33 protein-coding genes and 1 riboswitch are annotated in these 21,768 nt (G+C 44.9%); of the genes, 30 read left to right on the top strand and 3 right to left on the bottom strand.

The window, feature by feature from the left end:
- The first annotated feature begins 22 nt into the window (after window positions 1–22).
- The 17 genes from QOX44_RS03350 (at window position 23) to QOX44_RS03270 (ending at window position 12,851) form a co-directional block, all read left to right on the top strand.
- The gene (locus QOX44_RS03350; protein WP_283681273.1) at window positions 23–178 is read left to right on the top strand and encodes a DUF3789 domain-containing protein; all 156 of its coding nucleotides are present in this window, start codon (window positions 23–25) and stop codon (window positions 176–178) included.
- Window positions 175–1,194, top strand: coding sequence for a DUF5688 family protein (locus tag QOX44_RS03345; RefSeq protein WP_283681272.1), 1,020 nt, complete (start codon window positions 175–177; stop codon window positions 1,192–1,194). Before QOX44_RS03350 ends, QOX44_RS03345 begins: the two co-directional genes overlap by 4 nt.
- Window positions 1,195–1,213: 19 nt before the next feature.
- On the top strand, window positions 1,214–3,322 hold the full coding sequence (locus tag QOX44_RS03340; RefSeq protein WP_283681271.1) for a DNA topoisomerase 3: 2,109 nt from the start codon (window positions 1,214–1,216) through the stop codon (window positions 3,320–3,322).
- On the top strand, window positions 3,319–3,702 hold the full coding sequence (locus tag QOX44_RS03335) for a hypothetical protein (protein WP_283681270.1): 384 nt from the start codon (window positions 3,319–3,321) through the stop codon (window positions 3,700–3,702). Before QOX44_RS03340 ends, QOX44_RS03335 begins: the two co-directional genes overlap by 4 nt.
- A gap of 5 nt (window positions 3,703–3,707) precedes the next feature.
- Window positions 3,708–4,076 (top strand): cysteine-rich VLP protein, encoded by a 369-nt coding sequence (locus QOX44_RS03330; RefSeq protein ID WP_283681269.1) that lies wholly within the window; start codon window positions 3,708–3,710, stop codon window positions 4,074–4,076.
- Window positions 4,077–4,268: 192 nt separating this feature from the next.
- Complete coding sequence (locus tag QOX44_RS03325; RefSeq protein WP_442955374.1) at window positions 4,269–4,862, top strand: hypothetical protein; 594 nt, start codon at window positions 4,269–4,271, stop codon at window positions 4,860–4,862.
- A 13-nt stretch (window positions 4,863–4,875) separates the two neighbouring features.
- On the top strand, window positions 4,876–5,796 hold the full coding sequence (locus QOX44_RS03320; RefSeq protein WP_283681267.1) for a DUF4316 domain-containing protein: 921 nt from the start codon (window positions 4,876–4,878) through the stop codon (window positions 5,794–5,796).
- Window positions 5,796–6,494: a hypothetical protein gene (locus QOX44_RS03315; RefSeq protein ID WP_283681266.1), complete on the top strand. Its 699-nt coding sequence runs from the start codon at window positions 5,796–5,798 to the stop codon at window positions 6,492–6,494. The genes QOX44_RS03320 and QOX44_RS03315 overlap by 1 nt, the downstream gene beginning before the upstream one ends.
- Window positions 6,491–6,835 (top strand): plasmid mobilization protein, encoded by a 345-nt coding sequence (locus QOX44_RS03310; protein ID WP_283681265.1) that lies wholly within the window; start codon window positions 6,491–6,493, stop codon window positions 6,833–6,835. Before QOX44_RS03315 ends, QOX44_RS03310 begins: the two co-directional genes overlap by 4 nt.
- An 85-nt stretch (window positions 6,836–6,920) precedes the next feature.
- A complete protein-coding gene (locus tag QOX44_RS03305) occupies window positions 6,921–7,211 on the top strand; it encodes a CD1845 family protein (RefSeq protein ID WP_283681264.1) in 291 nt (96 codons plus the stop codon).
- 297 nt (window positions 7,212–7,508) lie between these two features.
- Window positions 7,509–7,624: riboswitch (FMN riboswitch) on the top strand.
- Between the two features lie 118 nt (window positions 7,625–7,742).
- A complete protein-coding gene (locus QOX44_RS03300) occupies window positions 7,743–8,387 on the top strand; it encodes an ECF transporter S component (protein WP_069423984.1) in 645 nt (214 codons plus the stop codon).
- A gap of 8 nt (window positions 8,388–8,395) precedes the next feature.
- On the top strand, window positions 8,396–9,088 hold the full coding sequence (locus tag QOX44_RS03295) for a riboflavin kinase (protein ID WP_283681263.1): 693 nt from the start codon (window positions 8,396–8,398) through the stop codon (window positions 9,086–9,088).
- 81 nt (window positions 9,089–9,169) lie between these two features.
- Window positions 9,170–10,579, top strand: a complete 1,410-nt coding sequence (locus tag QOX44_RS03290; RefSeq protein ID WP_283681309.1) for a relaxase/mobilization nuclease domain-containing protein — start codon at window positions 9,170–9,172, stop codon at window positions 10,577–10,579.
- Window positions 10,580–10,839: 260 nt separating this feature from the next.
- Entirely contained in the window at window positions 10,840–11,223 is a 384-nt protein-coding gene (locus QOX44_RS03285; protein WP_002578893.1) for a GntR family transcriptional regulator, read from the top strand.
- Entirely contained in the window at window positions 11,216–12,076 is an 861-nt protein-coding gene (locus tag QOX44_RS03280) for an ABC transporter ATP-binding protein (RefSeq protein ID WP_283681261.1), read from the top strand. The genes QOX44_RS03285 and QOX44_RS03280 overlap by 8 nt, the downstream gene beginning before the upstream one ends.
- On the top strand, window positions 12,069–12,719 hold the full coding sequence (locus QOX44_RS03275) for an ABC-2 transporter permease (RefSeq protein WP_283681260.1): 651 nt from the start codon (window positions 12,069–12,071) through the stop codon (window positions 12,717–12,719). The genes QOX44_RS03280 and QOX44_RS03275 overlap by 8 nt, the downstream gene beginning before the upstream one ends.
- Window positions 12,720–12,728: 9 nt before the next feature.
- On the top strand, window positions 12,729–12,851 hold the full coding sequence (locus QOX44_RS03270) for a hypothetical protein (protein WP_262348839.1): 123 nt from the start codon (window positions 12,729–12,731) through the stop codon (window positions 12,849–12,851).
- Between the two features lie 697 nt (window positions 12,852–13,548).
- Here QOX44_RS03270 and QOX44_RS03265 read toward each other — a convergent pair.
- Entirely contained in the window at window positions 13,549–13,935 is a 387-nt protein-coding gene (locus QOX44_RS03265; RefSeq protein WP_283681308.1) for a helix-turn-helix domain-containing protein, read from the bottom strand.
- A gap of 295 nt (window positions 13,936–14,230) precedes the next feature.
- On the opposite strand from QOX44_RS03265, the gene QOX44_RS03260 reads away from it, so the two are divergent.
- On the top strand, window positions 14,231–14,464 hold the full coding sequence (locus tag QOX44_RS03260; RefSeq protein WP_283681256.1) for a hypothetical protein: 234 nt from the start codon (window positions 14,231–14,233) through the stop codon (window positions 14,462–14,464).
- On the opposite strand, the gene QOX44_RS03255 is transcribed toward QOX44_RS03260, so the two are convergent.
- A complete protein-coding gene (locus QOX44_RS03255) occupies window positions 14,448–14,828 on the bottom strand; it encodes a DUF2513 domain-containing protein (RefSeq protein ID WP_283681255.1) in 381 nt (126 codons plus the stop codon). The two genes, QOX44_RS03260 and QOX44_RS03255, sit on opposite strands and share 17 nt — an antisense overlap.
- A 75-nt stretch (window positions 14,829–14,903) precedes the next feature.
- Between QOX44_RS03255 and QOX44_RS03250 the strand changes: the two genes are divergently transcribed.
- A complete protein-coding gene (locus tag QOX44_RS03250) occupies window positions 14,904–15,083 on the top strand; it encodes a DUF6906 family protein (RefSeq protein WP_283681253.1) in 180 nt (59 codons plus the stop codon).
- Between the two features lie 34 nt (window positions 15,084–15,117).
- Here the strand turns inward: QOX44_RS03250 and QOX44_RS03245 are convergent, their stop codons facing one another.
- A complete protein-coding gene (locus tag QOX44_RS03245; protein WP_283681252.1) occupies window positions 15,118–15,303 on the bottom strand; it encodes a hypothetical protein in 186 nt (61 codons plus the stop codon).
- Between the two features lie 96 nt (window positions 15,304–15,399).
- On the opposite strand from QOX44_RS03245, the gene QOX44_RS03240 reads away from it, so the two are divergent.
- The 11 genes from QOX44_RS03240 (at window position 15,400) to QOX44_RS03190 (ending at window position 21,768) form a co-directional block, all read left to right on the top strand.
- On the top strand, window positions 15,400–15,606 hold the full coding sequence (locus tag QOX44_RS03240; protein WP_283681250.1) for a helix-turn-helix domain-containing protein: 207 nt from the start codon (window positions 15,400–15,402) through the stop codon (window positions 15,604–15,606).
- Between the two features lie 4 nt (window positions 15,607–15,610).
- The gene (locus tag QOX44_RS03235) at window positions 15,611–17,740 is read left to right on the top strand and encodes a transposase (RefSeq protein ID WP_283681249.1); all 2,130 of its coding nucleotides are present in this window, start codon (window positions 15,611–15,613) and stop codon (window positions 17,738–17,740) included.
- Window positions 17,737–17,862: a hypothetical protein gene (locus QOX44_RS03230; protein WP_283681247.1), complete on the top strand. Its 126-nt coding sequence runs from the start codon at window positions 17,737–17,739 to the stop codon at window positions 17,860–17,862. Before QOX44_RS03235 ends, QOX44_RS03230 begins: the two co-directional genes overlap by 4 nt.
- A gap of 46 nt (window positions 17,863–17,908) precedes the next feature.
- Entirely contained in the window at window positions 17,909–18,901 is a 993-nt protein-coding gene (locus QOX44_RS03225; RefSeq protein ID WP_283681245.1) for an AAA family ATPase, read from the top strand.
- 24 nt (window positions 18,902–18,925) lie between these two features.
- Window positions 18,926–19,147, top strand: coding sequence for a hypothetical protein (locus tag QOX44_RS03220; RefSeq protein WP_283681244.1), 222 nt, complete (start codon window positions 18,926–18,928; stop codon window positions 19,145–19,147).
- A gap of 1 nt (window position 19,148) precedes the next feature.
- Window positions 19,149–19,565, top strand: a complete 417-nt coding sequence (locus QOX44_RS03215) for a regulatory protein GemA (RefSeq protein ID WP_283681243.1) — start codon at window positions 19,149–19,151, stop codon at window positions 19,563–19,565.
- Window positions 19,566–19,980: 415 nt separating this feature from the next.
- Window positions 19,981–20,184, top strand: a complete 204-nt coding sequence (locus QOX44_RS03210) for a chemotaxis protein (RefSeq protein WP_283681242.1) — start codon at window positions 19,981–19,983, stop codon at window positions 20,182–20,184.
- Between the two features lie 54 nt (window positions 20,185–20,238).
- Window positions 20,239–20,466, top strand: coding sequence for a hypothetical protein (locus QOX44_RS03205; RefSeq protein ID WP_283681241.1), 228 nt, complete (start codon window positions 20,239–20,241; stop codon window positions 20,464–20,466).
- Window positions 20,463–20,828 (top strand): hypothetical protein, encoded by a 366-nt coding sequence (locus QOX44_RS03200; protein ID WP_283681239.1) that lies wholly within the window; start codon window positions 20,463–20,465, stop codon window positions 20,826–20,828. The genes QOX44_RS03205 and QOX44_RS03200 overlap by 4 nt, the downstream gene beginning before the upstream one ends.
- 15 nt (window positions 20,829–20,843) lie before the next feature.
- Window positions 20,844–21,113 (top strand): AbrB/MazE/SpoVT family DNA-binding domain-containing protein, encoded by a 270-nt coding sequence (locus tag QOX44_RS03195; RefSeq protein ID WP_283681238.1) that lies wholly within the window; start codon window positions 20,844–20,846, stop codon window positions 21,111–21,113.
- Complete coding sequence (locus QOX44_RS03190; RefSeq protein WP_283681237.1) at window positions 21,106–21,768, top strand: hypothetical protein; 663 nt, start codon at window positions 21,106–21,108, stop codon at window positions 21,766–21,768. Before QOX44_RS03195 ends, QOX44_RS03190 begins: the two co-directional genes overlap by 8 nt.

Genomic DNA, 21,768 nt, shown 5'->3' with positions numbered 1-21,768 from the left:
CCTATTTTTAGGAGGAATGCTTATGTGGAACCTGATTTCACATTTTCTTACCTTTGCTGGAGGAATGGCTTCTGGCGTTATGCTAATGTGTCTTATGCAGGTCGGAAAAGAGAACACGGAACATTCCGAAACCAAACACAACGCAAATCTGACGGACAAAAAGGAGGACAACGATTGAATCAGAATTTTGTAGAATATGTAAAAAGCCATATCAAGGAATACCTGCCTATGGAATACCAGAACGCAGTAATTTCCGTCAATGAAGTAACAAAAAGCAACGACCGGCTGCTGACGGGACTGACGCTTCTTTTCCCCAGAGAACGGGCTGCACCAACAATCTATTTGGAAGCACTCGCCGAGCAGGTGGAACGCGGGATGCCTTTAGATACTGCCATGAAACAGATTGCACAGATCCAGTTGGAAAATTACAACCGGGTTCCGCTGGATATCTCTATACTGGAAAACTATGAGGCGGTCCGTCCTATGCTGGCGGTACAGATGTGCGATCCAGAAACAAATCAGGAATATCTGAAAGGAAAGCCTTATACTTCCTGCGGGGAGCTGGCGGTCTATTACAGAATTCAGGTTGCGGCAGATGAGGAAGGAACTGCTTCTGTTGCTGTTACCGAAAGCATGATGCAGATGTGGGGGATCACAAAAGAACAGCTCCATAAAGATGCCATGCAGACCGCAAATGCCAGAAGTCCTGTCTGCCTTTATGACATGGAAGAAGTCATGGCAGAAAGTATCTTCTCTGTAAAACCTGAAAACCTCTTTAACCGGGAAGAACCGCTGGATATAGGTTTTGTACCCATTTATATCCTGACAAATCAGGAAAAATTAAACGGTGCGTCTGTGTCAGTACAGGAAGGCGTTCTGGAAAAAGTCGCTGAATTGCTCGGCACCAATTTTTATGTCCTTCCTTCATCGATCCACGAGCTGCTGATTTTGCCGGATAATGGTTCCATGCAGCTTTCTGAATTGGAAGCTATGGTACGGGAGGTCAATGCTACCCAGGTAGCCCCGGAGGACCGCCTTTCGGATAAGGTCCAGTATTATGACCGTGAGACAAAGCTGCTGCAGCGTGGACAGGAAAAAAGCGTTTTAGGACGGCTCTCGGATAAAAAAGCACAGCTTCAGCAGGCAGATCACGCAATACCGAAGCAGCCCAACCGCAGTGAAGTAAGTTTGTAAGAAATGGAGGTTACAAAATATGAAACTTGTGATTGCAGAAAAGCCCTCTGTTGCTATGTCACTGGCAGCAGTATTAGGAGCAACAGAAAGAAAAGACGGTTATCTCGAAGGTTCCGGCTATCTGGTGAGCTGGTGCGTGGGACATCTTTTGGAACTGGCACAGCCAGAGGCTTACAAAGAACAGTATGCCAAATGGCGGTATGAGGACCTTCCGATCCTGCCGGAAAACTGGAAATATGAAGTTCCAAAGGATAAGAAAACGCAGCTTGCTCTTTTGTGCCGGCTGATGAAGGACAAACGGGTTGATTCCGTGGTATGCGCTACGGATGCCGGGCGTGAAGGAGAACTAATCTTCCGTCTGGTCTATGAATATGCCGGATGTAATAAGCCTATGGAACGGCTTTGGATTTCCAGTATGGAGGATGCGGCGATCCGTGAGGGTTTTGACCATCTCCGTCCCGGCAGTGATTACGATAAGCTCTATGATGCGGCAGTATGCCGGGCAGGAGCCGACTGGCTGATCGGGATCAATGCCACCCGGCTTTTTTCCGTCCTGTATGGTGTCACACTAAATGTCGGCCGTATTATGTCACCGACGCTGGCACTTTTGGTACAGCGTGAGTCGGATATTGAATCCTTCATCAGCAAGCCTTTTTATGTGCCGGAAATCACCTGCGGAGGTTTTACTGCTTCCGGCGAAAAAATGACGGAACGATCCGAGGCTGAAAAAATCCGTATAGACTGTGACCACAACTCCGCTTTTGTGCGTTCTGTGGAAAAGCAGGTAAAAACCATACAGCCTCCCCGCCTTTATGACCTTACAACTCTGCAAAGGGAATGTAACCGTATTTATGGCTATACGGCTCAACAGACTCTTGATTATGTGCAATCTCTCTATGAAAAGAAGCTGGCAACCTATCCGAGAACGGACAGCCAGTATTTGACGAAGGACATGCAGGCAACCGCCGCTTCCCTGATCCTGTGGATGCGTGACAATATGCCCTTTGGAAAAGGCTGCGCCGGAGAGCCGGACATTGACCGGGTAACAGATGACAGCAAAGTGACCGACCACCATGCCATCATCCCAACTGTGGAGATTGCACGTACAGACCTGTCAGAGCTTCCTTCCGGGGAGCGGGATGTGCTTACCCTGCTTGCCGTCAGACTGCTTTGTGCCACAACGCAGGCAAACCGGTTTGAAGCGGTCACCGCTATGTTAGACTGCCAGGGATATACTTTTACGGCAAAAGGAAAGACCATCTTACAGTCCGGCTGGAAAGAGGTGGAACGAATTCACCGTATGAGTATCAGGCAGAATGAAACGGAACATAGAGAAAACGAAGATGCCGCTCTCCCTGTGCTGAAGGAAGGACAGACTTTTGAAACTGTGTCAGCAAGTCTCCGTGAAGGGAAAACTTCACCGCCAAAACACTATACGGAGGACACGCTGCTGTCCGCTATGGAGACCGCCGGTGCGGAAGATATGCCGGAAGATGCCGAGCGTAAAGGATTGGGTACTCCGGCTACCCGTGCGGCAACACTGGAAAAGCTGGTTTCTTCCGGATTTGTACAGAGAAAGAAAAAGCAGCTCATTCCTACGGAAAAAGGAAGGAACCTGATCGCAGTCCTGCCGGACAATATTAAATCTCCCATTTTAACTGCAGAGTGGGAATCCATGCTGAAGCAAGTGGAACATGGCGAACTGTCGGCAGCATCTTTTATGGATCAGATTGCAGATATGAGCCGGACGCTGGTAAAAGAACATACTGCCCCGGAGGAACGTTTTGCGGATCTGTTCCCTTCTTCCAGAGAAACTGCACATGAAGCCGTGGGGGTATGTCCTCGCTGTGGTGCCCCGGTATATGAAGGAAAGAAAGGTTTTTTCTGCGACAACAGGGAATGTTCTTTTGCTCTTTGGAAAGATAACCGTTTCTTTTCCAGCAAGAAAAAGTCCATCACAAAGTCTGTGGCAGCGGCTCTTTTGAAAGAGGGCCGTATTTCTATGTCCGGGCTTTACAGTGAAAAAACAGGAAAGACCTATGATGCGGAAGTGATCCTGGATGATACCGGCGGTAAATATGTGAATTTCAAGCTGGAATTTCCCGTAAAGAAAGGCAGGCGTAAATGAGTGATCGAAAAACCTTTGAATATGGCGGTTATCACTTCACGCCCATACGAAAATTTCACAAAAAAGAAGGCGACTTTTTCGCCATATCGAAACGACTGGCAAGTGACACAAACTTAGGGCTGTGTACCTATCAGGATCGGCAAAAAGCACCTTATGATTACAAAAACTTTTATACCGTCGCAACCGACAAAGAATGTGATATTTTCCGGTGCGAAGAAAATGGCTTATTGTATGTGCCTGGAAAAAACGAACTTTTTATTTACCATGAACCGAAACAGAAAAAGCGGAACTCTATCGCCGATGCCCTTTCACAGCCCAGGAATGTTACTGATACAACCGGAATTTCCAGTGACCGGCAAAGCAGTGCCCCGGAAAGGTAGGCGTTATGGCAGAGAGAGAATTGAACCGCTCGGAGCGGGCTGCGATCCGAAAGCTGGTTACGGAGCTTTGCGCCAACTATGACTCTCAGGATAAGATCTGCCTTCCTTTGGACAGTCCTTGCTATATGCTGAATAAATCGTGGACCGGCGCTTATTGCAGGTACTTTGAAAAAGCGGTACTGCCGGTGGATGCAGCACTGGAATCAGCCATTACCGGCGAGGACACCTCCATGAGACAGAAAATATGCCCTGTGTGTGGAAAGGCGTATCTTCCTACAACCAGTCAGGCATATTGTTCTGATGCCTGCCGGATCTATGCAAGACGGAAATCCGAGCGGGAACGCAAACGCAGGAAGCGCCAAAACCAACCATGATATGTACGCAACTTAGCCCCAAAAGCCCTTGATTTTCAAGGGCTTTTTGCACCTGTTTTTAAGGGAGCTGTATAAGAATACTCCGGTGCTTTGAAATAAGGTTAAGTTGCGGACAAAACATATATTTTAACAAAAACGATAGGAGGCGATTTTTTGAATATCAACACGATTACTGCGGAGGATCTTCGCCGTATGCCGGATAAGGAAGGACTGATTTTACAGGGCTGTGGCGGGGATCTGACAGAGTGGGTGGACGGGATCAATGAAATGCTGACACATGCAGGCATATTGAAAGATGGCTGTCAGTTTGAGAATGTGGCTACTTTTCAGCACGGCGAACTGACCTGTTTGCTTTACCCGTTTGATGATGTGAAACTGGATATAGGAAAACTTGCCCTGTGGCGTTTACAGACCCATGAAGTCTATGGCGGCACATGGCTGTCGGACTTTGTGCCGAATTATTTAGGCGGATTTATAGAAACACCGGAAGAGTTGGCAGATAAACCGGATTGTCCACTGATTGGAGCAGATGGGAACATTTTTAATCTGCTGGGTATTGCTTCCCGTACTTTGCGGGAGCATGGTCTGAAGGAACAGGCAAAAGAAATGTCTGACCGGGTATTTGCTTCCAGCAGTTATGGAGAAGCGCTCTGTATCATTGGTGAATATGTCAACATCACAGATTCCGAACCGGAGCATAAGAATTCTCTCCGTCAGCAGCTAAAAGCAACAAAACCGGCAGACCCGGTAAAAAAGCAACAAACTTCCAAACAGCAGGAACGATAAGGAGGGATGCGGAATGGAAAAGAGACTGACTTATGGTGTATGGGCAGTACGAAGCAGCACTTCTATTTTCGGACCGGCACAAAGCTGGTGCAAGGAAAATGGAAAACCGTTGGAGTTTGATACCAAAGCCGATGCTGAAAACTATGCAAAGGAAGCCAACGAGCATACGACAGCAAATGTCCGATACTATGTGAAAGAAAAAGAACCGGAACCCGGTGCTGTTCGGAAAGGAACATCTCAACCGGAGCTGGATGCACTCAGCCATGAAGAAGTGACACCAAGAAATGATGCAGCGGAAAAACAAAACGAGATTCCGGGCAGACAGATTCCTTCTCCAACAGATCCGCTGGTAGAAATCCGCTCTGCGGTTCATAGTAATTACGAAGGCATGGTCGCTATGTTGGGTGCGGACAACCGTGTATATTTGGGGCGTGAGGAACGCTGCCATTATCAGGATATGCAGCCATCTTACTATGACAATCAGGACGGCTCCCTGTGCTTTGTCTGTAATCAGCCAGACATGTATTATTTTCTTTATGGAGAAGGCTGGGCGCATACCCAGGCGGAAATGCTGGAACGAGGGCTTACCCTGCGTCAGTATGAAGAATTTGCGAGACTGCAAAATGGCGTCCTTGCACAGTTTACCACCCAAAGAGAAATTCTGTTTGCCGGACAGCCATTTCAGGCGCCGGAGAGTTATCTGCGCAATGCGGAACTTTATGAGGAAGGCCAGACCGGCAACTACAATATGCTGGATGGCAGGCTGAACAACGAACCTCCTGTGCGTCCGGATCTAACAGATGGACAGACAGATGAAGAAATCCGGGAGCTGGTGCCGGAAGCAAAGCCGTCTTTGATGGACCGTCTGAAAGCAGATAAACCGGAGCATGAAGCAAGGCAGATGATCCCTCCTGTACCGGAAAGGGAACGCTGATGGCTGGGGTAAGATTTGAGGATGTAGATCTTCTGGGTGCTCTTTCCCGTATCGTAGATCTTCATACCCAACATTATAAAGAGGACTTTGACCTGGATAAAGAACTGATCTCAAAACTGGCTGTGTCAGACCGTTCAGAGGATAAACAGCTTCTTTGGATGTCACGCCCCTGCGGAACCTATACCCTGCGTGAACGGGAAGTTTATCTGGAGGGCAGCCATGAAAACAAAGTGTGGCGGTTTTACCAGGAACAGACAAATGATCCCGTTTTGGCTTATGCTATCTCTTTGAAAGAAGTCAGGGACGGAAAAATATTTGGCGATCTCTATCCGCTAAATTACAGAGAACATGTGGAACGGATGAAAAAACTGACCTGTCCAATCGGAAATGTAGCCGTTGCATTTGAGGATGGAAATGTTATCACGATTCCCTATCAGGAACGGAGACAGCTTATGAACCGGCTTATGCCAGAGCATGGAGCACCTAAAACAATGACTTATCTGCCGGAAAATGAGCCGGAGCTGATGATGATCCTAAAACGAGAACGCCTCAAACGCAGCTATCATACGACAGCCGGAAATCTGGAGGAATATCTTGATAAGCTGGAAAAGACCACCCTGCGGGAAAAACTCAAAAAAGCAAAGACGGCGGTTTCGACGCAGGAGGTCTCATCTCATAAAAGAGGGTTGGAACGATGAAGGGCGGGTATAACAAAAAATCCGTCCGCGTCGAATTTGTCATGTCCGAACCGGAGGCCGAACTGGTAAAAGAACGCATGGCAGAACTTGGCATTACCAACCTGTCGGCATATCTGCGAAAGATGGCCGTAGACGGTTACATCATTCACCTTGATATGGGAGATATTCAGGAAATGATCCGGCTTCTCCGCATTTGTTCCAATAACTTAAACCAATATACCAGACGGGCCAATGAGACCGGCAATATTTATGCCGCAGATATAGAGGACATCCGCACCCGTCTGGACAGCCTTTGGGATGGCATGGATAAACTGATCCGGGGATTTGCAAACATTTCATAAACAGCCGGAAAGCCGTTGCTTTCTTTTTGCCGTCACGGTAAAATTTTTATAAGGGCAGATGCCCTTCTGAAAGGAGGCAAAGCGTATGCGTTTGATAGGTAAATTACTGGCACTTCCCTTTATGCTGATTACGGGGATTCTTTATCTGGTATGTAAATTTTGGGTGGTCCTTTCCGGTGCGGTACTTGGGATTCTTTCCGGGATCATCTTTCTGGCGGCATTGGTGCTGTTCTTTGTCGCAGGTTTTTTGCCGGGTCTTGCATGGCTTATGATCGCCTTTCTTATCAGTCCATACGGTCTGCCTCTGGCGGCTGCATGGCTGGTAGGGATCATTGGCGGGGCAAACAGTGCCTTAAGGGATTTTATATTTGGTTAAGCAGATTTGGCGGGGCGCATAGGCAGCCCCGCTCTTTTTCTGCAATTATAACTTCTCTGATTGGCGGGATTTTATTGAGAGATACAATCCCTGTTTATTATCATGCTGCCTCTTATGCCAGGGAAAAAGACGAACTGGATCAGCTTCAATGCTCATGTGTAAAAGTAACATGGTAATTGAATTGATGGTAAGTCCCATTTCATAAAATGCAAGTTTCCGAAATATTTCCGAACTTTCTTCAACTCATTGCCTCCTCAAGTAGTTGATGTTATAATTTCAGGGAAAACAACTGAATAAAAGTGTCTTCGGGGCAGGGTGAAATTCCCGATTGGCGGTAAAGTCCGCGAGCGTAAAACGCACGATTTGGTGTAATTCCAAAACCAACAGTATAGTCTGGATGAAAGAAGATATGGTTAGATTTCCGCAGATTTTGAGAGGGTTACTTTCTTTTCTGTGGCCTAATTATAATGCTAACACCTGAAAGACATTTTTCTTTTGGGTGTTAATTTTTTGCCACGGAGGAAAGCAATTATGAACAGTAAAACAAAAAGAATCACAGTTATTGGTATGCTATGTGCGATCACTTATGTCACTATGGTTGTTGGCAGGATTCCTATTATTCTATTCTTAAAGTATGATCCATCCGATGTTATTGTAACTTTGGGCGGCTTTATTTGGGGACCGATGACTTCCTGCATTGTATCTGTTATTGTAGCAACCCTTGAAATGATTACAGTAAGCGATACCGGAATATTAGGTTGTATTATGAATATCGTACAAACACTATCTTTTGCGTGTACGGCATCTGTCATTTACAAAAAAAAGCACACTTTATCTGGTGCAGTGATTGGTCTGGCATCGGGATGGCTAATAACGGTTATCGTTATGCTGTTGTGGAACTATTTGGTAACGCCGCTTTATATGGGGTATCCAAGAGAAGCAGTTGTAGAATTGTTACTTCCTGCCTTTCTTCCATTTAACTTATTGAAAGGTGGGTTAAATGCGTCCATTACATTTTTACTGTATAAGCCCATAGTTACCGCTTTGAGAAAAAGCGGATATGTTGCTACTTTGGAAAATGAAGCAAGACAAAAGCATACTGGTCTGCTTATGCTGGCAAGTTTTATTATAGTAACTTGTGTTTTGATTATCCTGTCAATGAATGGGATTATATGAGGATTGAAATGAAAGAAAAAATAAATGAGCCTATTTACACACTAACAGGGATCGTTATACATGGCCGAGGTATTGGAAAGCATGTGGGGACACCTACCGCAAACATAGAAATAGCAAAAAATACATTTTTGCCAAAGACAGGGGTGTATGTGGCAGATATTATTTTAAGTGGCAAGATATATTATGGTGTTACCCATATTGGGACGCGCCCTACACTTGATAATGATAGCTTTGTTTCAATCGAAACACATATTTTTGATTTTGATAAGGACATATATGGGTGTACGATAACTGTTAATCTATATAAGAAATTGAGGGAAGTAAGAAAATTTAATGAATTATCCCAGCTGCTTGAACAGATTGCAAATGACCGGACAATAGCACAAGAATTTTGGGGATTAAAGCAAACAAATCACACTTTACATATTGATGTTAACCGACATTGTGCAATATTAGATCAACAGGAAATTTATTTATCAATAAACGAATTTGAAGTCCTTTATTTGTTACTGCAATCTCCTCAAACCACATTCACAAAAGAACAGATTTATGAACAGATTTGGCATGAACCCACAAATAACCATTTGCACGCAGTAGAAAACACGATTTTTCAAATACGAAAAAGGTTAAAACCATATTGCAAGGGACATGAATATATAAAAACAGTAATTGGCTATGGTTATAAATTTAATTTGCATTAACAAGTCCAGCCGAGTTAACTAAAGTGCTACCACAATTTCTTTATATAGGGATGCAAATTCTAAGTTAAGGGGGTGACGAAAATAGCGACCACAAGACTGATGCCTCTGCATGTAGGAAAAGGTCGGAATATCTCTACTGCGATCGCAGATATTATTGATTATGTAGAAAATCCGCAGAAAACCGATTTTGGAAAATTCATTTATGGCTATGAGTGTGATACCCGGCTTGCTGATGCAGAGTTCCTTCTGTCCAAACGACAGTATGCAAATCTGACTGGCAGAAATCAGGGTGTGGATGATGTGATCGCCTACCATCTCCGTCAGGCATTTAAGCCCGGCGAAGTTACGCCGGAAGAAGTCAATCAGATCGGCAGGGAGCTGGCGCTGAAGCTCACAAAAGGAAACCATGCCTTTGTCGTCTGCACCCATGTAGATAAGCACCATGTCCATAATCACATCATTATCAACTCTACTACACTGGACTGTCAGAAAAAATTTCGCAACTTCTGGGGCTCTACCTGGGCAATCCGGCGAATGAATGACAAGCTGTGTTTGGAGCATGGACTTTCGATTGTAGAAAATCCGAAACCCAGCCGGGAGCATTATGGCACATGGCTGGGAAATAAAAAACAGCCTTCCTTTCAGGAGCAGATACGCACTGCTATTGATGCTGCATTAGAGGAAAAGCCAAAAGATTTTGAGGAACTTCTAAAGAAGCTGGAGGCTGTTGGGCTTGAAGTCAACCGTGAAAGAAAACATCTTCGGTTCCGAGTTCCGGGACAGGAAAACTATACCCGATGTGACACGCTCAAAGGCGATTATACAGAACAGGCCATCAAAGAACGGATTGCCGGTACACGGGCAGTAAAATCCCGCCATGCTTCTTCAAAAAAACCGGTTTCCAAAGTTGGATTGCTGGTTGATATTGAAGCTGCAATCCGTTCCGGCAAAGGTCCCGGTTATGAGCGTTGGGCAAAAGTGTTCAACTTAAAACAGCTTTCCCAGGCAGTGCTCTACTTAAAAGAACATGGCGATATGGGTTATGAGGATCTTCTGGAAAAAGCCAACGCCGCTACCACTAATTTCAATACCTTATCCGTTCAGATTAAAGATCTGGAGTCAAGAATGAACGCCAATGCCGAGCTGCAAAAGCAGATTGTAAACTATGCGAAAACGAGGGCTGTCTATGTAGAATATCGCAAAGCTGGGTACAGCAAAAAATACCGAACAGCACATGAGTCTGAAATTCTGCTGCACCAGGCGGCAAAAAATCATTTTGACGAGTTGGGAATCAAAAAGCTCCCCTCTGTCAAATCTCTCCGGGAGGAATACACCGATCTTCTGGAACAAAAACGGAAATCCTATTCTGCCTATAAGCAGGCCAAAAATGATATGAAAGAACTTCACAATGTTCGGGCCAATGTGGAATATCTATTAGAGATTTCTTCCCCACCGCTACCGCAGCGCAGCACAGAAAAATCACGTCAATAAGGTTTGTCAGCTTTTCGTTTTCAGCGTTCCAACGGAACACGCAGCCATTGCCACCGGCAATGATCTCAGGGGTTTGGGGATATGTCACCAACAAGCATTTAGCAGGAATTCCGGGAACGGGATTTCTGCTAAATACGCAATCTTACGTAAGATTGCATTGCTTGCCAGTAGTTTATCCTCACATATTGACATCTTACCTTTCACATGTTATAGTGTTATATATAACAGCATAACAGTTAAAACACATGGAGGATGCAGCAATGAAACTGATTATTTCAAATGTATCTGGCGTCCCCATATACGAGCAGATTAAACAGCAGATCAAGGCGGCTATTTTATCTGGCGAGCTTCAAGCCGAAGAAACTTTGCCCTCCCTTAGAACACTTGCCAAAGACTTAAAGATCAGCGTCTTAACAGTGACAAAGGCATACACAGAATTAGAGCAAGAGGGCTTTGTTAAAAATGTGCAGGGGCGTGGATGTTTCGTAATGGGGTCTGGTTCAGAACTGATTAAGGAGCAGCTTATTTGCAAAGTAGAAAACAATCTCACCGAAGCAATAAAAGCTGCAAGAATGGCAAATTTATCCACAGAGGAATTACATCGCCTTTTGGACATTTTAACGGAGGTAAAAACAGATGACTAATTATTTAGAGGTAACGAATCTTTCAAAATCTTTTGATTCTTTTCAACTTCACAATATCAGCTTTACTTTGCCAAAGGGATATATTATGGGCTTGATCGGCCCGAATGGTTCTGGCAAAACAACGACAATCAAACTGATTTTGAATATGCTCAAGCGCACCGGCGGCACAGTCAAAGTGATGTGGCTGGATAATATCGCAGAAGAACAAAAAGTAAAATCAGAGCTGGGCGTTGTTTTCGATACAAATTATTTCAGTGATGATTGGAAAGTGTCGCAGGTTGAAAAATCCATTTCGGTATTTTATCCAAATTGGGACAGCCAGAAATTTGCGGATATGTTACGGAAATTTCACATTACACCAACCCAAAAGGTAAAAGAACTTTCCAAAGGTATGCAGATGAAGTTAATGCTTGCCTGTGCGTTTTCATACGACGCCAAACTGCTGATCCTCGACGAGCCGACCAGTGGACTTGATCCGGTTTCCAGAGATGAACTTTTGAAAATTCTTTCAGAGTATATTGAAGATGGCGAGCATAGTGTTTTGTTCTCCACCCATATCACAGGCGATTTGGAGCGTGCAGCCGATTATATTACCTACATCAGTTATGGCGAGCTGTACTTTACTGGCAGCAAAGATGATTTTGTAGATATGTTCCGCATTGTAAAAGGTGGAATTGAGGAACTGTCCGATGATCTGAAAAATAAGGCGGCTGGTATTCGTACATTCCCTACGGGATTTGAGGCTCTGATGAAAACCGAAGATATTAGCGGTTTCCCTAACCTGACCGTTGAGCCTGCCACCATTGATGAAATTGTAGTGTTTACAAGCAAGAAAGGTGACGATTATGAGTAATATTTTGAAATCCACAAAATTAGATATTGCATTGGTAAAACCATATTTTAAGACGATTTGCTTTACCCTGCTCCTGCCGATTGTGTTTGCCGCAATCAATCGTTCTTTGCTGACAGGGGTATCATTTGCTATGTGCTTTATTGCCATGACGACGGGATATACCTTTTCCATCACAGAAAAAAACAGCATGGATCGGCTGTTTGGTATTTTACCTGTTCGGAAAAGTGAACTTGTGGTCGGACGCTATGTTTTCGTCCTTGCAATGGGGCTTCTTTCCTTGATTATTTCTTTGATTGCACAGCCGCTTGTCTTGAAAGTGCTGGGTGAAACAGTTGGCGTATTTGATATTGTAACTGCCGCTATTGCAGGAGTATTCTTATTTGCACTCTATACCGTGTTCCAGATTCCGGGATATTACAAGTACGGCTCAATCAAAGGACGGGTATTTATGTATATTCCAGTGGCCGGTTTTTTGGTGACTTTACTTCTTCTCTCTAAAATGCCAGCTATCGGGAGCTCAATTATTTCAGTCGTTGAATCTTCTCCGATACTTCTTGTTTTGCTTGCGGTTTTTGCTATTGTCGTGATGTATGCGGTTTCAATCTTCTTGTCCATTCGGGTTATGAAGAATAAGGAAATGTGAGGTGATTGTATGGATTTCACAATTTTGGCAGTTGTGCTTTTGATTGGTGTTGGCGTTCCTATCCGTAATAAACTCATACGGAAATATCGGGATAAAAAGAAACAAGAAGATAATAAGGATAAGCTGAAATAATATATAAACAGCACCGGGAGGAATATTGTGGACTACCAGAATAAATGTCAAAAACAAGATACGAAACGGGAAAGTGTGTAACAATATGGGAAACATCGGGAAACACCGAAAAATCAAGGGATTTGACGGGTTTATGAATTGAAAAGCGTATGTTTTTGACATTTGTTTTGAGAAACAGAAAAATTGTATGCGCAATTAAAAGATGAATGAGAAGATATGGGGAGCGAGGCAGCCGGATTGCGTAAAAAAGTAGCTGAAGCAATGCATATAGGAGCCGATCAGGCAGAAGAAAACATAGAAATGATGAAAAATCATAGACTTTGAATTGTCAGACATATTCAAAATCATATTTTTGATAAAATTATTAGAAGTTAAAAAGGTGAAAGATACAGACAGCGTTATAACAAAATGTTATAGCGTTATTTTTTTGCGTTACGCGCGTTACAAAAATAGAAAAAAGCTAGGAAATATAGGCGTTACAGCGATTTTCCTAGAAAGAAAAGCGCAGAAAATTATAAAAGAAATCCTGTAATTTGTAACGCAGAGCAATTGAACATTTTGGAGCAGTACAAAAAAGTATGTTCAATTGCCCATAATAGGCGAGTTTTCCGCATTTTTCGTAGAGTATAATAAAAAAAGCAATTGAACATATTTTTTGTATAAAAGGGTAATAAGTTACCCAAAAAGCAGAAAAAAATTAAGCTGTTTCGATCGCTTTATTTTGCTCGGAAAAGGTAGATTTTGCCCCCCTAGTTCTTCTATTAAGTTTTAAAGTTATCATCGCAAGGATTTCGTCTTGATCATCTGTATCAAGTTTTCTAAAGAGCTCAATATAACTATATTCAAAATCCGATATTTTCTTGGAGCTTGAATTATTTGATTTTGAATTTTCTCCAAAAAGTATCCAGTCTGTAGTGACATCAAGTGCTTGTGACAATGCCATTAAGGCACCAGCAGAGGGTAATGTATTCCCGTTTTCTATTTCGCTTAAATTACCATTGGATATACCTGTTTGTTTTTTAACATCGACTTGTGTTAAATGAAGTTCTTTCTTTTTGCACGTATTCTTAGTCCGATCATTGATCCATATAAACCTCCATTCTCCTAAAATAAAATATCGGAAATAAAATAAAAATATATTGACAAATATCTAATATCCGATATAATTGAATTAGGGTAAGAAATAACTCAGAATAAATTTATCATATCCATCCGGAAATCACAACCGGAACCGGCGTTCGACGGACTATTATGCTGATCTGAAGGCATTGAATTTTTATTGAGAGTGTACCTTGGCATACATAATAAATGTAGCAGGTGTTAAAAAGTGATTCATTAAAAATTTTTTTTTGCATACTAAGGGTAGGAGGTGGATCAAAGTGCCTAGTAAAGCTCAACGCGAAAAAATTAACGGGGAAGAGTTTAAAAGAATAGTATATGAAAACATTCTTGCAGACATATCCAAGGCGTTTTCCAGCTTGCTATATGATTTCTTTTATTTAGATGATTTTGAGGAAATAGTAGAAGAATACGCCAAGGATATGGAGAGAGCAATACAAACGGCAGTGAAAGAAGATAAAAGCAAAATCATCAAAATCAGAAAAGACCAGTAATTTTTGCCTTTATGATCTCTGCTGCAATGTCATATAGAGCCTTTAAGGAAAAGGAACCAACAGATTTTGCTACATCAAGAGTTTTAGACCAAACAGATTGATCTCGGATGTTTTCAAGAAATTGATGTCCGGTAAAAGTAAGGTCATCAATAGTGCTGATTCGGATAAGATTTTGCTTTGTATATCCTGCGTCAGATATTTTGATGTAGTTGCCTTCTAAAAGTTTGAGACAGGTATAGTATAGTTCTTCCTCGGAATAGCTGGGAAGCTGTTCGCATAAAGCAGGAAATGGATAACGGATACCGAAAGGCTTATCTTCAAGGACAAGCAGTATATCGCGAATACAATTAGAACATAGTTTCATGAGGCAGTCCTCCACGGAATTAGTAATACAGTAATAGTAACATAACCGAGGAGGACAGACAAGAAGGAGGGAGCAATGAAGAACGGAAAGAAGCCGACGCTGCGGCAGAAGCAGATCATGAAAGCAAGCGGACTGGCACCTGCTGACTGGTTGGTCGTGAAAGATCTTGGCAGTGAGCTGCACGTAGTCAGCCGGATGTCACTGAAAAAGATCGGAGGCAAGCCGAAATTGCGGAAACTAGAGGTAATTGCTTAAAAAAGGAGAGCTGCTGCAACAGCTCCCCTCGGTGTCAGAATGTATGGTGACAATGGCAACCACGGTCACCGGTTCTGACAGTTGCGTGATACGTTTTATCAAAGAGTTCTGAGTGAGCCTCATATTCTGAGATTGTATCACCGTCTTCCGGATGTTGGGAAATAAGTCTCCAGTCAAGTTTTTCATTGGCTGGTCCAACATCCATCGGATAATCAAACATGGGTAGTCACCTCCCTCCTGCGGGAGTACCCTGCAAGAGAATTGTAACATATCAAAAACGATAAAGAAAGTAAGTGTTTATAAAGGAAGTGATCGCATGGCAGGGCAGAATACACTGACCCCGCTGGGGAAAAAGATAAAGAAGAGATTGGTAGATTTGGATATGACGCAACGCCAGCTGGCAGCGTCACTCGGGGTAAATCCGGTGTATATCACAAAGATTATGAATGGAAGCCGGACAGGCGCGAAATACAGAGAGCAGATAGCTGAGATATTGAAAATGGACGAGCTGCATAGGAGGTGATCGGATGCAGGCAGCAGCATATATAACGTTGGAGGAAGCGGCGGAGCTGGAAGGCATAGAATACTTTACTTTATATAGAAGAATTGAACGCAATAAGAAAAAGTATAGCATTCAGACAAAAAAGTCTGACACAGGTGGTCGAGACATTATTCTTGTATCGGTAAATTCATTGTCTAAAATGGCGCAGGCATCCTTTGAACGCCGCGAGGCAGTAAAGCGGATCGCCGACGCAGCCGATCGGGGTGTGGAAACCGCAGCCGAGAAGCCCGCGTCGGAGCGACCGTGGTACGTGGATGCAGATTATGAATGGTACCAGCATCAATATAGTAAGAACTACTATAAAGGCATGGAGCTGGGGAACGTGGTGCGAGAGTATCTCAGTAACGTACCGAAGCATCGCAATGACCTGACCGTATGGACCGAAGCGTATGCGAAGGAACGGCTTGGTAAGAGCGGCAGGACGTTCCGTCGGCTGGTGGATGATTACATGACCGCGTCCGCGTGGGCGGATCAAATGCGGAAGGAAGACGGATGCAGCTATGATTACATCAAGGTGCTGGCGCTGTGCAGGAAACCGAAAGAAGTTGGTCTGTTTCCCAGCATCCCACAGCAGATGAAGCAGTGCATTAAAAATATCTGGTTTGATAAATCATTTGCGCAGAACCGCCGGACGAGGGAAGACCTGTATGAGACGCTGCAGGAGATCGTTGAAATCAAAGGATGGCAGAAGTTGCCCTCTTATCAGACGATATCGCGATACATCGCATTTGTGATGGACGCAGAGGGGATGGCAAGCGTACACGCTTACGCAAAAGATGGAGCGGTGTCATGGAAAAATAAACAGATGGTAAAGCGGGCACGCGATACGAAGAGCCTGCAGGTACTTGAAATGATACAGGGCGATGAGCATACGTTTGATGTGTGGGTAATGTATAAGACACCAAGCGGGAAGGAGATCCCGATCCGTCCGAAGTTGGTCTGCTGGATTGATACGCGCAGCCGTATGATCTTCGGTGATGTCATCTGTCGCGATGCGAATGCGCAGATTCTGAAAGAAAGCCTGATCAAGATGTTTTATGAGGATCTGGGGGGATACGTACCGAAGAACTTGTATATTGACAACGGAAAAGATTATACCTCAAAGGATCTGAACGGAATCGATCGGAAGGACCGGCACGACGCGGAGGCGAAAGAAAAGTATTTTGACCTGGAGTGTGATCGGAAGACGCGCGGATTTTACCGGGATATGGGTGTATCTGATGTACATATATCAATGCCGTATGAACCTTGGACAAAAGGGCAGATTGAGCGGTCGTTTGGCACAGTAATCCAACGATTTTCAAAGCAGTTTGCCAGCTATACGGGAACGCTGACCGGATCAAGGACGGATGCAAAGGTGAATAAGGACATCAAGGCAATGGCGGCACGCGGGGAGCTGCTGACGATGGAAGAATTTTACGCAGAGTGGAAGAAGTACAAAGAAAAGTATATCAACCGCCAGCACAGCAGCCTGAAACGTCTAAAAGAGGAGTACAGAACCCCGAAGGAACTGTTTGAAAACGGGGAACGCTATGTAAAGCCTGCGCCGCCGCGCAGTGTGGCAGTCATGGCGTTAATGAAATCCGAAGAAGCACACGTATACAATACAGGCATCCGACGGAATGGTCACGATTACATGGCATATGAGCTGTGTACCTATATTAATCGCAAGGTACAGATTAAGGTGGATCCGTGGGATGTTACTGGCATTTACGTGCTGGATGATACCGGAGCGCTGATCTGCCGGGCGGAAGCGCAGGAGTTGCTTAAGTTTGGTCGGGTGTCCGATTCGGTACTGCAGGACCACAGAAGGATGCAGAATAGACAGATCCGTGATGTACGTGCGCAATTAGAGGAAGCGACAAGACCATTTGATCTCGGTGAAGCGACAGAGAATTATGGTAAGGGCATCGTCGGAGGTGTTGATCTGACGATTGGAAAGAAGCCTGACCGTGTGCAGAAGGTAGTGCAGATGCCAGAAAATGTGAATGCGGTGCGCAATGCAAAGAAAATCAAGCAGACGCAGGAATCGGAGTATATGAACGAGCAGGCAAAGAAAGCGCTGGAACGTCTGCGCGCAATGGGGGAGCAATGAAACGAGCAGCAGAGTGTATCATCAGGGTGCTGATCAACATCCTGATGATGATCGCGGCGCTGATTACGGTAATGATTATTATGCCGTTGTGGATAGTCGCAGAAATATTGGATGATGAATAAATTATCAAAATAAATGTCAAAAAATAAAAGGAAGGATGGTATTAACATGGCAAATACAGAAGTAAGAGAGGGCACACCGAGCAAGCTCGCGCTTGCAGTAGTAAAAAAACTGGCAGAAATGAAGATGCACAAAACGGAGCTTGCAGCCCAGTTGCATGTAAGCAGATCAATGGTAAGTCAGTACCTTGCAGGGAAGTATAAAAGCAATCCGGCAGAGCTGGAAGAAATGCTGAAAGATTTTCTCGCGGCGAATGGAAATAGTGATTTTTTAGAGGCGGATCAGAGGACGGAAACCATTCCGGCAGTGGCAGAGCAGACGAAGAAGCTGCCGAAGAAGGCAGCGTACTATGAAAGTCGCGACTACATGGGCGTGATGTCCGTCTGCCAGTCCTGTCAGGAGGACATGGGACTCGGAATCATCATTGGGCAGTCTGGATACGGTAAATCATATGCGTTACAGCACTATGCAAAGATGCCGAAGGTTGTATACATGGAGTGTGATGACACGATGAGCTGTCGAGACTTAGTTGAAGCGATCGAAGGAAAGCTCGGCATTCCGCGCGCTACATCTGGTACAAACTGGAAGCGCATCTGCCGGATTAGGGAGTTTTTAAACGTAAATACTGGGTATCTGTTGATTATCGACGAGGCGGACAAGCTTATAAATAAGTACACAGCGTCGAAAATGGAGATCCTGCGGGGGATTTACGATCAGGCAGATGTCGGTATCGTGATCGCGGGGGAGCCGAAGCTGGAAGTAGACCTGCGCAACATGCTCGACCGCTTCGCGAACCGGATCGACTTTTTTTACAAGTTGGGCGGACTGGACAAGAAGGAACTGGACGGCTACCTTGCAGGCTGGAGTATATCAGAGGATGCACGCAGAGAGCTGGCAAGCCGCGCATACAGCTCACGCAATGGCTGTTTCAGACTGCTCGACCGTACACTGAATAACGTGTTACGTGTGATGAAAAGCAGGGGCGTCACAGAAGTGACGATTGACATTGTAAATGAAGCATCCGGCATGATGCTGCTTTAAAAATAAGAAGAGAGGGGAACGAACATGGAACAGATCACGATTAACGTTACGGGTAACAATGCGCAGGAGAAGGCGGCACGCCTGATGAAAGCAATCTACAAGACAATGGCGAAGATCAACGATCCGAGCTGCCATATCACGATTAGCAGCCGCAAGGAAGCTGCACCGCAGGAGGAACGGGAGATCCAGATCCCGGCGTTTATGCAGACGGCAAGGACGTCGGCAAAACGCGAAAGGATGGGCTGAAATGGCAGGAAGCACAAATCCGAGCATTCGGACGATATGGGGACTGGCAAAGTGCGATGAACTGCGGATGACAGACGAGGAGCTGCATCTGGTTGTCATGGCACAGACGGGGAAAGAGTCGATCCGGAAACTCACGAAAAAAGAGATTACGCGTGTCGTGTATGTACTGTCGCAGATGAAAGAATCTTCGCGGCGCGGCAGGGAAGTGCGGACGCCTCAGTATGACGGGACGACACAGAACCAGCGCCGGAAGGTCTATAAGCTGATGCAGTCGCTTGGGTGGAATGAGAAACGTATCAATGGGATGTGCCGCCGGATGTTTAAGATTGACCGTCTGGAGTGGCTGAATTACAAGCAGATCAGTGATCTGATCGAAGCATTAAAGGCAATGCTCAACCGGCAGGAAGAAAAGTCATGAAGGAATCTTGCACATTGATAACTGAATACAGTCAGCAGAAAGTTGTTTGAAAAAGTTGCAAAAAGATGTTGACATATGGTGTACCATATGATATACTAACATCATCAAGAGAGGAAAGGAGGAAAACGAGATGAGCAACCGCAACAGGCGCAAGCGTAGAACGGAAAAAAGCCGAGTCGATTGGATTGAAGTGCTGGTTCAATTCCTGACAGGGCTTTTGACCGGGATAATCTTACTGATTATCGACTACATATTTTTTAGCTAGTCAGCGGGGGACGCAAGTCCCCCACCTAAACAGAGTATAGCACAACCGCTCATCCGTTGCAAACAAAAATGAATATTTTTTTAATTGTTGCTATATCAATAGCTGCCGGTTTTATCGGCAGGGGAATCTATAGGAAATGGAGGGATAACAATGCCGGTAGGTAGTCCGACACCGCAGACCATTGCGACAGAAAAATACACGAAAAAGGTAGGCATTATATCGAAATCGTATAAGCTGCGCAAGGAAGTCACGGAGGCATTTGCCGAAGCCTGCGAAAAGAAAGGCGTAAGCGCCGCCGGACAGCTCACAGTAATGATGCAGGCTTTTATTGATGAAGTGAATAAGGAAGAGTGAAGAAAGCTGCTGACTGTATAAACGGTCGGCAGTTTTTTTATTGGAGGTGAACGGATGGAAGACTGTAGGGTGGAGCTGACCGTCAGGGACGGGAAGGTAGATATGCGTGCGGAGCATGTGTCACTGGAAGATATGACAGCGATCTGCGGCGTGCTGCAGGTGATGGTAGGGCGCAATGCAATGAAGCGTGGCGCGGACATTGAGACGGTAAAAGACAAGCTGCTGGATGTTTATCTGGCGGCAATGAACGATTTGGAAGGGCAGGGAGGCGATGGAGCATGACGAAAAAGGAACGGGCAGAACGTGCAAGGATGAAAAAGCAGTTGCAGGAGAAGGGAATCCTTCCACCGGATAAAAAGAAGCTGAACCGGAAAAAGTTTGTAGAGGAGGCAAGGCAGGAATGGAATGCAAGGGATCAGAGCTGTTATGTGTGGGACCTCTATTTGTTGAAAGCGATCAGCATTATGTTAGGAGATGTGGAGCAGAGAACGCTGCGGGTATCTTCTGAAGCAGTAGGTGCAGCGAAGTGTTTGAAGCTGGCTATACGGTTAAAAGAGTTTCAGGAAATGGTCCAGGGGCGGGGAGACACGACATATAAGATCAAGGAACAGTATGACTACATCAGGGACATTATAGAAGCATAAAGGGGGAATACAGGAATGGAAAAGTATAAGAAATTATCAACAAGTGGAAGCATCAATATCCCGGTTGCGATGCGCAGGGATTTAGGACTAGAGCCACACGATCCGATAATTCTCAGCACCAGTGAAGGCGGGATTATCATGAAGCCGTATGTGCCTCGTTGTATGTACTGTGGCAGGCAGGATCAAGTACATATGGTATTTAGACGTTACGTATGTGCCGGATGTGCGCGGAGGGTTTGTGATGCACTGGAGAAGATGGGAAATGGAGGAGAAGACAATGGATGAACTGAAGCAGAAGACCAGCGCGGAGCTGGTAGATGAGCTGGTACAGCTCGACCGCCTGCGCCTTCAGACAGCGCGGAACATCTCGAAGTATCAGGCGGAGCTGCAGGCACGTGGGATCAGTATTATGGAAGATCGCAACAAGCAATATACACGGTTCTATGGCAGCATGGGTGCTGCGGCATCCGTAACGGATCGGAAGAGCCTTGATATCCTGAATCCGGACCGGCTGAAGCTGTGTGTATCGGACGCCGTCTGGAACAAGAACGTTACAGTCACTACGGAGACGAAATATAAGTGCAGCGCTAATTTTGAACGCATGCTGAAAGCTCTTTTTACGGATGATTATACGTTTGAGATGGAGCTGGAGGAGTTTTTGGAAAGCCAGATGCATATCCTTCCGGATGCAAAGCAGAAGAAACTGCTGCTGAAGAAGTTAAGCGGCGACTATGAAAAAGACAGGAAACATCTGACCGCCATATTTGATACGGAGTGTGACTGGGATGTAGAGCTGTATTACATCCATAAGATCAAGAACGCGGAGCTGATCCGCGCGTACCTGCCGGATGATATGATTGATGCGACGATCCGGGAACTGAAGAAATGTGTAATTGTAGACAGTAAGACGGCAATAACGTTGGATTATAAGGAGGAATAG

The sequence above is a fragment of the Parablautia sp. Marseille-Q6255 genome (assembly GCF_951230155.1).
Classification (GTDB): Bacteria; Bacillota; Clostridia; order Lachnospirales; family Lachnospiraceae; genus Choladousia.
The sequence above is the reverse complement of the archived record's forward strand: the minus strand, read 5'-3'. Positions and strand labels throughout refer to the sequence as shown.

What these genes read in the sequence shown, in the direction of transcription:
- QOX44_RS03220 (WP_283681244.1), top strand. Translation starts at nt 18,926, where the DNA reads ATGGAACAGATCACGATTAACGTTACGGGTAACAATGCGCAGGAGAAG.
- QOX44_RS03200 (WP_283681239.1), top strand. Translation starts at nt 20,463, where the DNA reads ATGACGAAAAAGGAACGGGCAGAACGTGCAAGGATGAAAAAGCAGTTG.
- QOX44_RS03250 (WP_283681253.1), top strand. Translation starts at nt 14,904, where the DNA reads ATGAAGAACGGAAAGAAGCCGACGCTGCGGCAGAAGCAGATCATGAAA.
- QOX44_RS03340 (WP_283681271.1), top strand. Translation starts at nt 1,214, where the DNA reads ATGAAACTTGTGATTGCAGAAAAGCCCTCTGTTGCTATGTCACTGGCA.
- QOX44_RS03190 (WP_283681237.1), top strand. Translation starts at nt 21,106, where the DNA reads ATGGATGAACTGAAGCAGAAGACCAGCGCGGAGCTGGTAGATGAGCTG.
- QOX44_RS03255 (WP_283681255.1), bottom strand. Translation starts at nt 14,828, where the DNA reads ATGAAACTATGTTCTAATTGTATTCGCGATATACTGCTTGTCCTTGAA.
- QOX44_RS03320 (WP_283681267.1), top strand. Translation starts at nt 4,876, where the DNA reads ATGGAAAAGAGACTGACTTATGGTGTATGGGCAGTACGAAGCAGCACT.
- QOX44_RS03215 (WP_283681243.1), top strand. Translation starts at nt 19,149, where the DNA reads ATGGCAGGAAGCACAAATCCGAGCATTCGGACGATATGGGGACTGGCA.
- QOX44_RS03300 (WP_069423984.1), top strand. Translation starts at nt 7,743, where the DNA reads ATGAACAGTAAAACAAAAAGAATCACAGTTATTGGTATGCTATGTGCG.
- QOX44_RS03240 (WP_283681250.1), top strand. Translation starts at nt 15,400, where the DNA reads ATGGCAGGGCAGAATACACTGACCCCGCTGGGGAAAAAGATAAAGAAG.
- QOX44_RS03195 (WP_283681238.1), top strand. Translation starts at nt 20,844, where the DNA reads ATGGAAAAGTATAAGAAATTATCAACAAGTGGAAGCATCAATATCCCG.
- QOX44_RS03210 (WP_283681242.1), top strand. Translation starts at nt 19,981, where the DNA reads ATGCCGGTAGGTAGTCCGACACCGCAGACCATTGCGACAGAAAAATAC.
- QOX44_RS03275 (WP_283681260.1), top strand. Translation starts at nt 12,069, where the DNA reads ATGAGTAATATTTTGAAATCCACAAAATTAGATATTGCATTGGTAAAA.
- QOX44_RS03315 (WP_283681266.1), top strand. Translation starts at nt 5,796, where the DNA reads ATGGCTGGGGTAAGATTTGAGGATGTAGATCTTCTGGGTGCTCTTTCC.
- QOX44_RS03335 (WP_283681270.1), top strand. Translation starts at nt 3,319, where the DNA reads ATGAGTGATCGAAAAACCTTTGAATATGGCGGTTATCACTTCACGCCC.
- QOX44_RS03350 (WP_283681273.1), top strand. Translation starts at nt 23, where the DNA reads ATGTGGAACCTGATTTCACATTTTCTTACCTTTGCTGGAGGAATGGCT.
- QOX44_RS03235 (WP_283681249.1), top strand. Translation starts at nt 15,611, where the DNA reads ATGCAGGCAGCAGCATATATAACGTTGGAGGAAGCGGCGGAGCTGGAA.
- QOX44_RS03325 (WP_442955374.1), top strand. Translation starts at nt 4,269, where the DNA reads ATGCCGGATAAGGAAGGACTGATTTTACAGGGCTGTGGCGGGGATCTG.
- QOX44_RS03310 (WP_283681265.1), top strand. Translation starts at nt 6,491, where the DNA reads ATGAAGGGCGGGTATAACAAAAAATCCGTCCGCGTCGAATTTGTCATG.
- QOX44_RS03305 (WP_283681264.1), top strand. Translation starts at nt 6,921, where the DNA reads ATGCGTTTGATAGGTAAATTACTGGCACTTCCCTTTATGCTGATTACG.
- QOX44_RS03230 (WP_283681247.1), top strand. Translation starts at nt 17,737, where the DNA reads ATGAAACGAGCAGCAGAGTGTATCATCAGGGTGCTGATCAACATCCTG.
- QOX44_RS03295 (WP_283681263.1), top strand. Translation starts at nt 8,396, where the DNA reads ATGAAAGAAAAAATAAATGAGCCTATTTACACACTAACAGGGATCGTT.
- QOX44_RS03330 (WP_283681269.1), top strand. Translation starts at nt 3,708, where the DNA reads ATGGCAGAGAGAGAATTGAACCGCTCGGAGCGGGCTGCGATCCGAAAG.
- QOX44_RS03270 (WP_262348839.1), top strand. Translation starts at nt 12,729, where the DNA reads ATGGATTTCACAATTTTGGCAGTTGTGCTTTTGATTGGTGTTGGCGTT.
- QOX44_RS03245 (WP_283681252.1), bottom strand. Translation starts at nt 15,303, where the DNA reads ATGTTTGATTATCCGATGGATGTTGGACCAGCCAATGAAAAACTTGAC.
- QOX44_RS03225 (WP_283681245.1), top strand. Translation starts at nt 17,909, where the DNA reads ATGGCAAATACAGAAGTAAGAGAGGGCACACCGAGCAAGCTCGCGCTT.
- QOX44_RS03205 (WP_283681241.1), top strand. Translation starts at nt 20,239, where the DNA reads ATGGAAGACTGTAGGGTGGAGCTGACCGTCAGGGACGGGAAGGTAGAT.
- QOX44_RS03285 (WP_002578893.1), top strand. Translation starts at nt 10,840, where the DNA reads ATGAAACTGATTATTTCAAATGTATCTGGCGTCCCCATATACGAGCAG.
- QOX44_RS03280 (WP_283681261.1), top strand. Translation starts at nt 11,216, where the DNA reads ATGACTAATTATTTAGAGGTAACGAATCTTTCAAAATCTTTTGATTCT.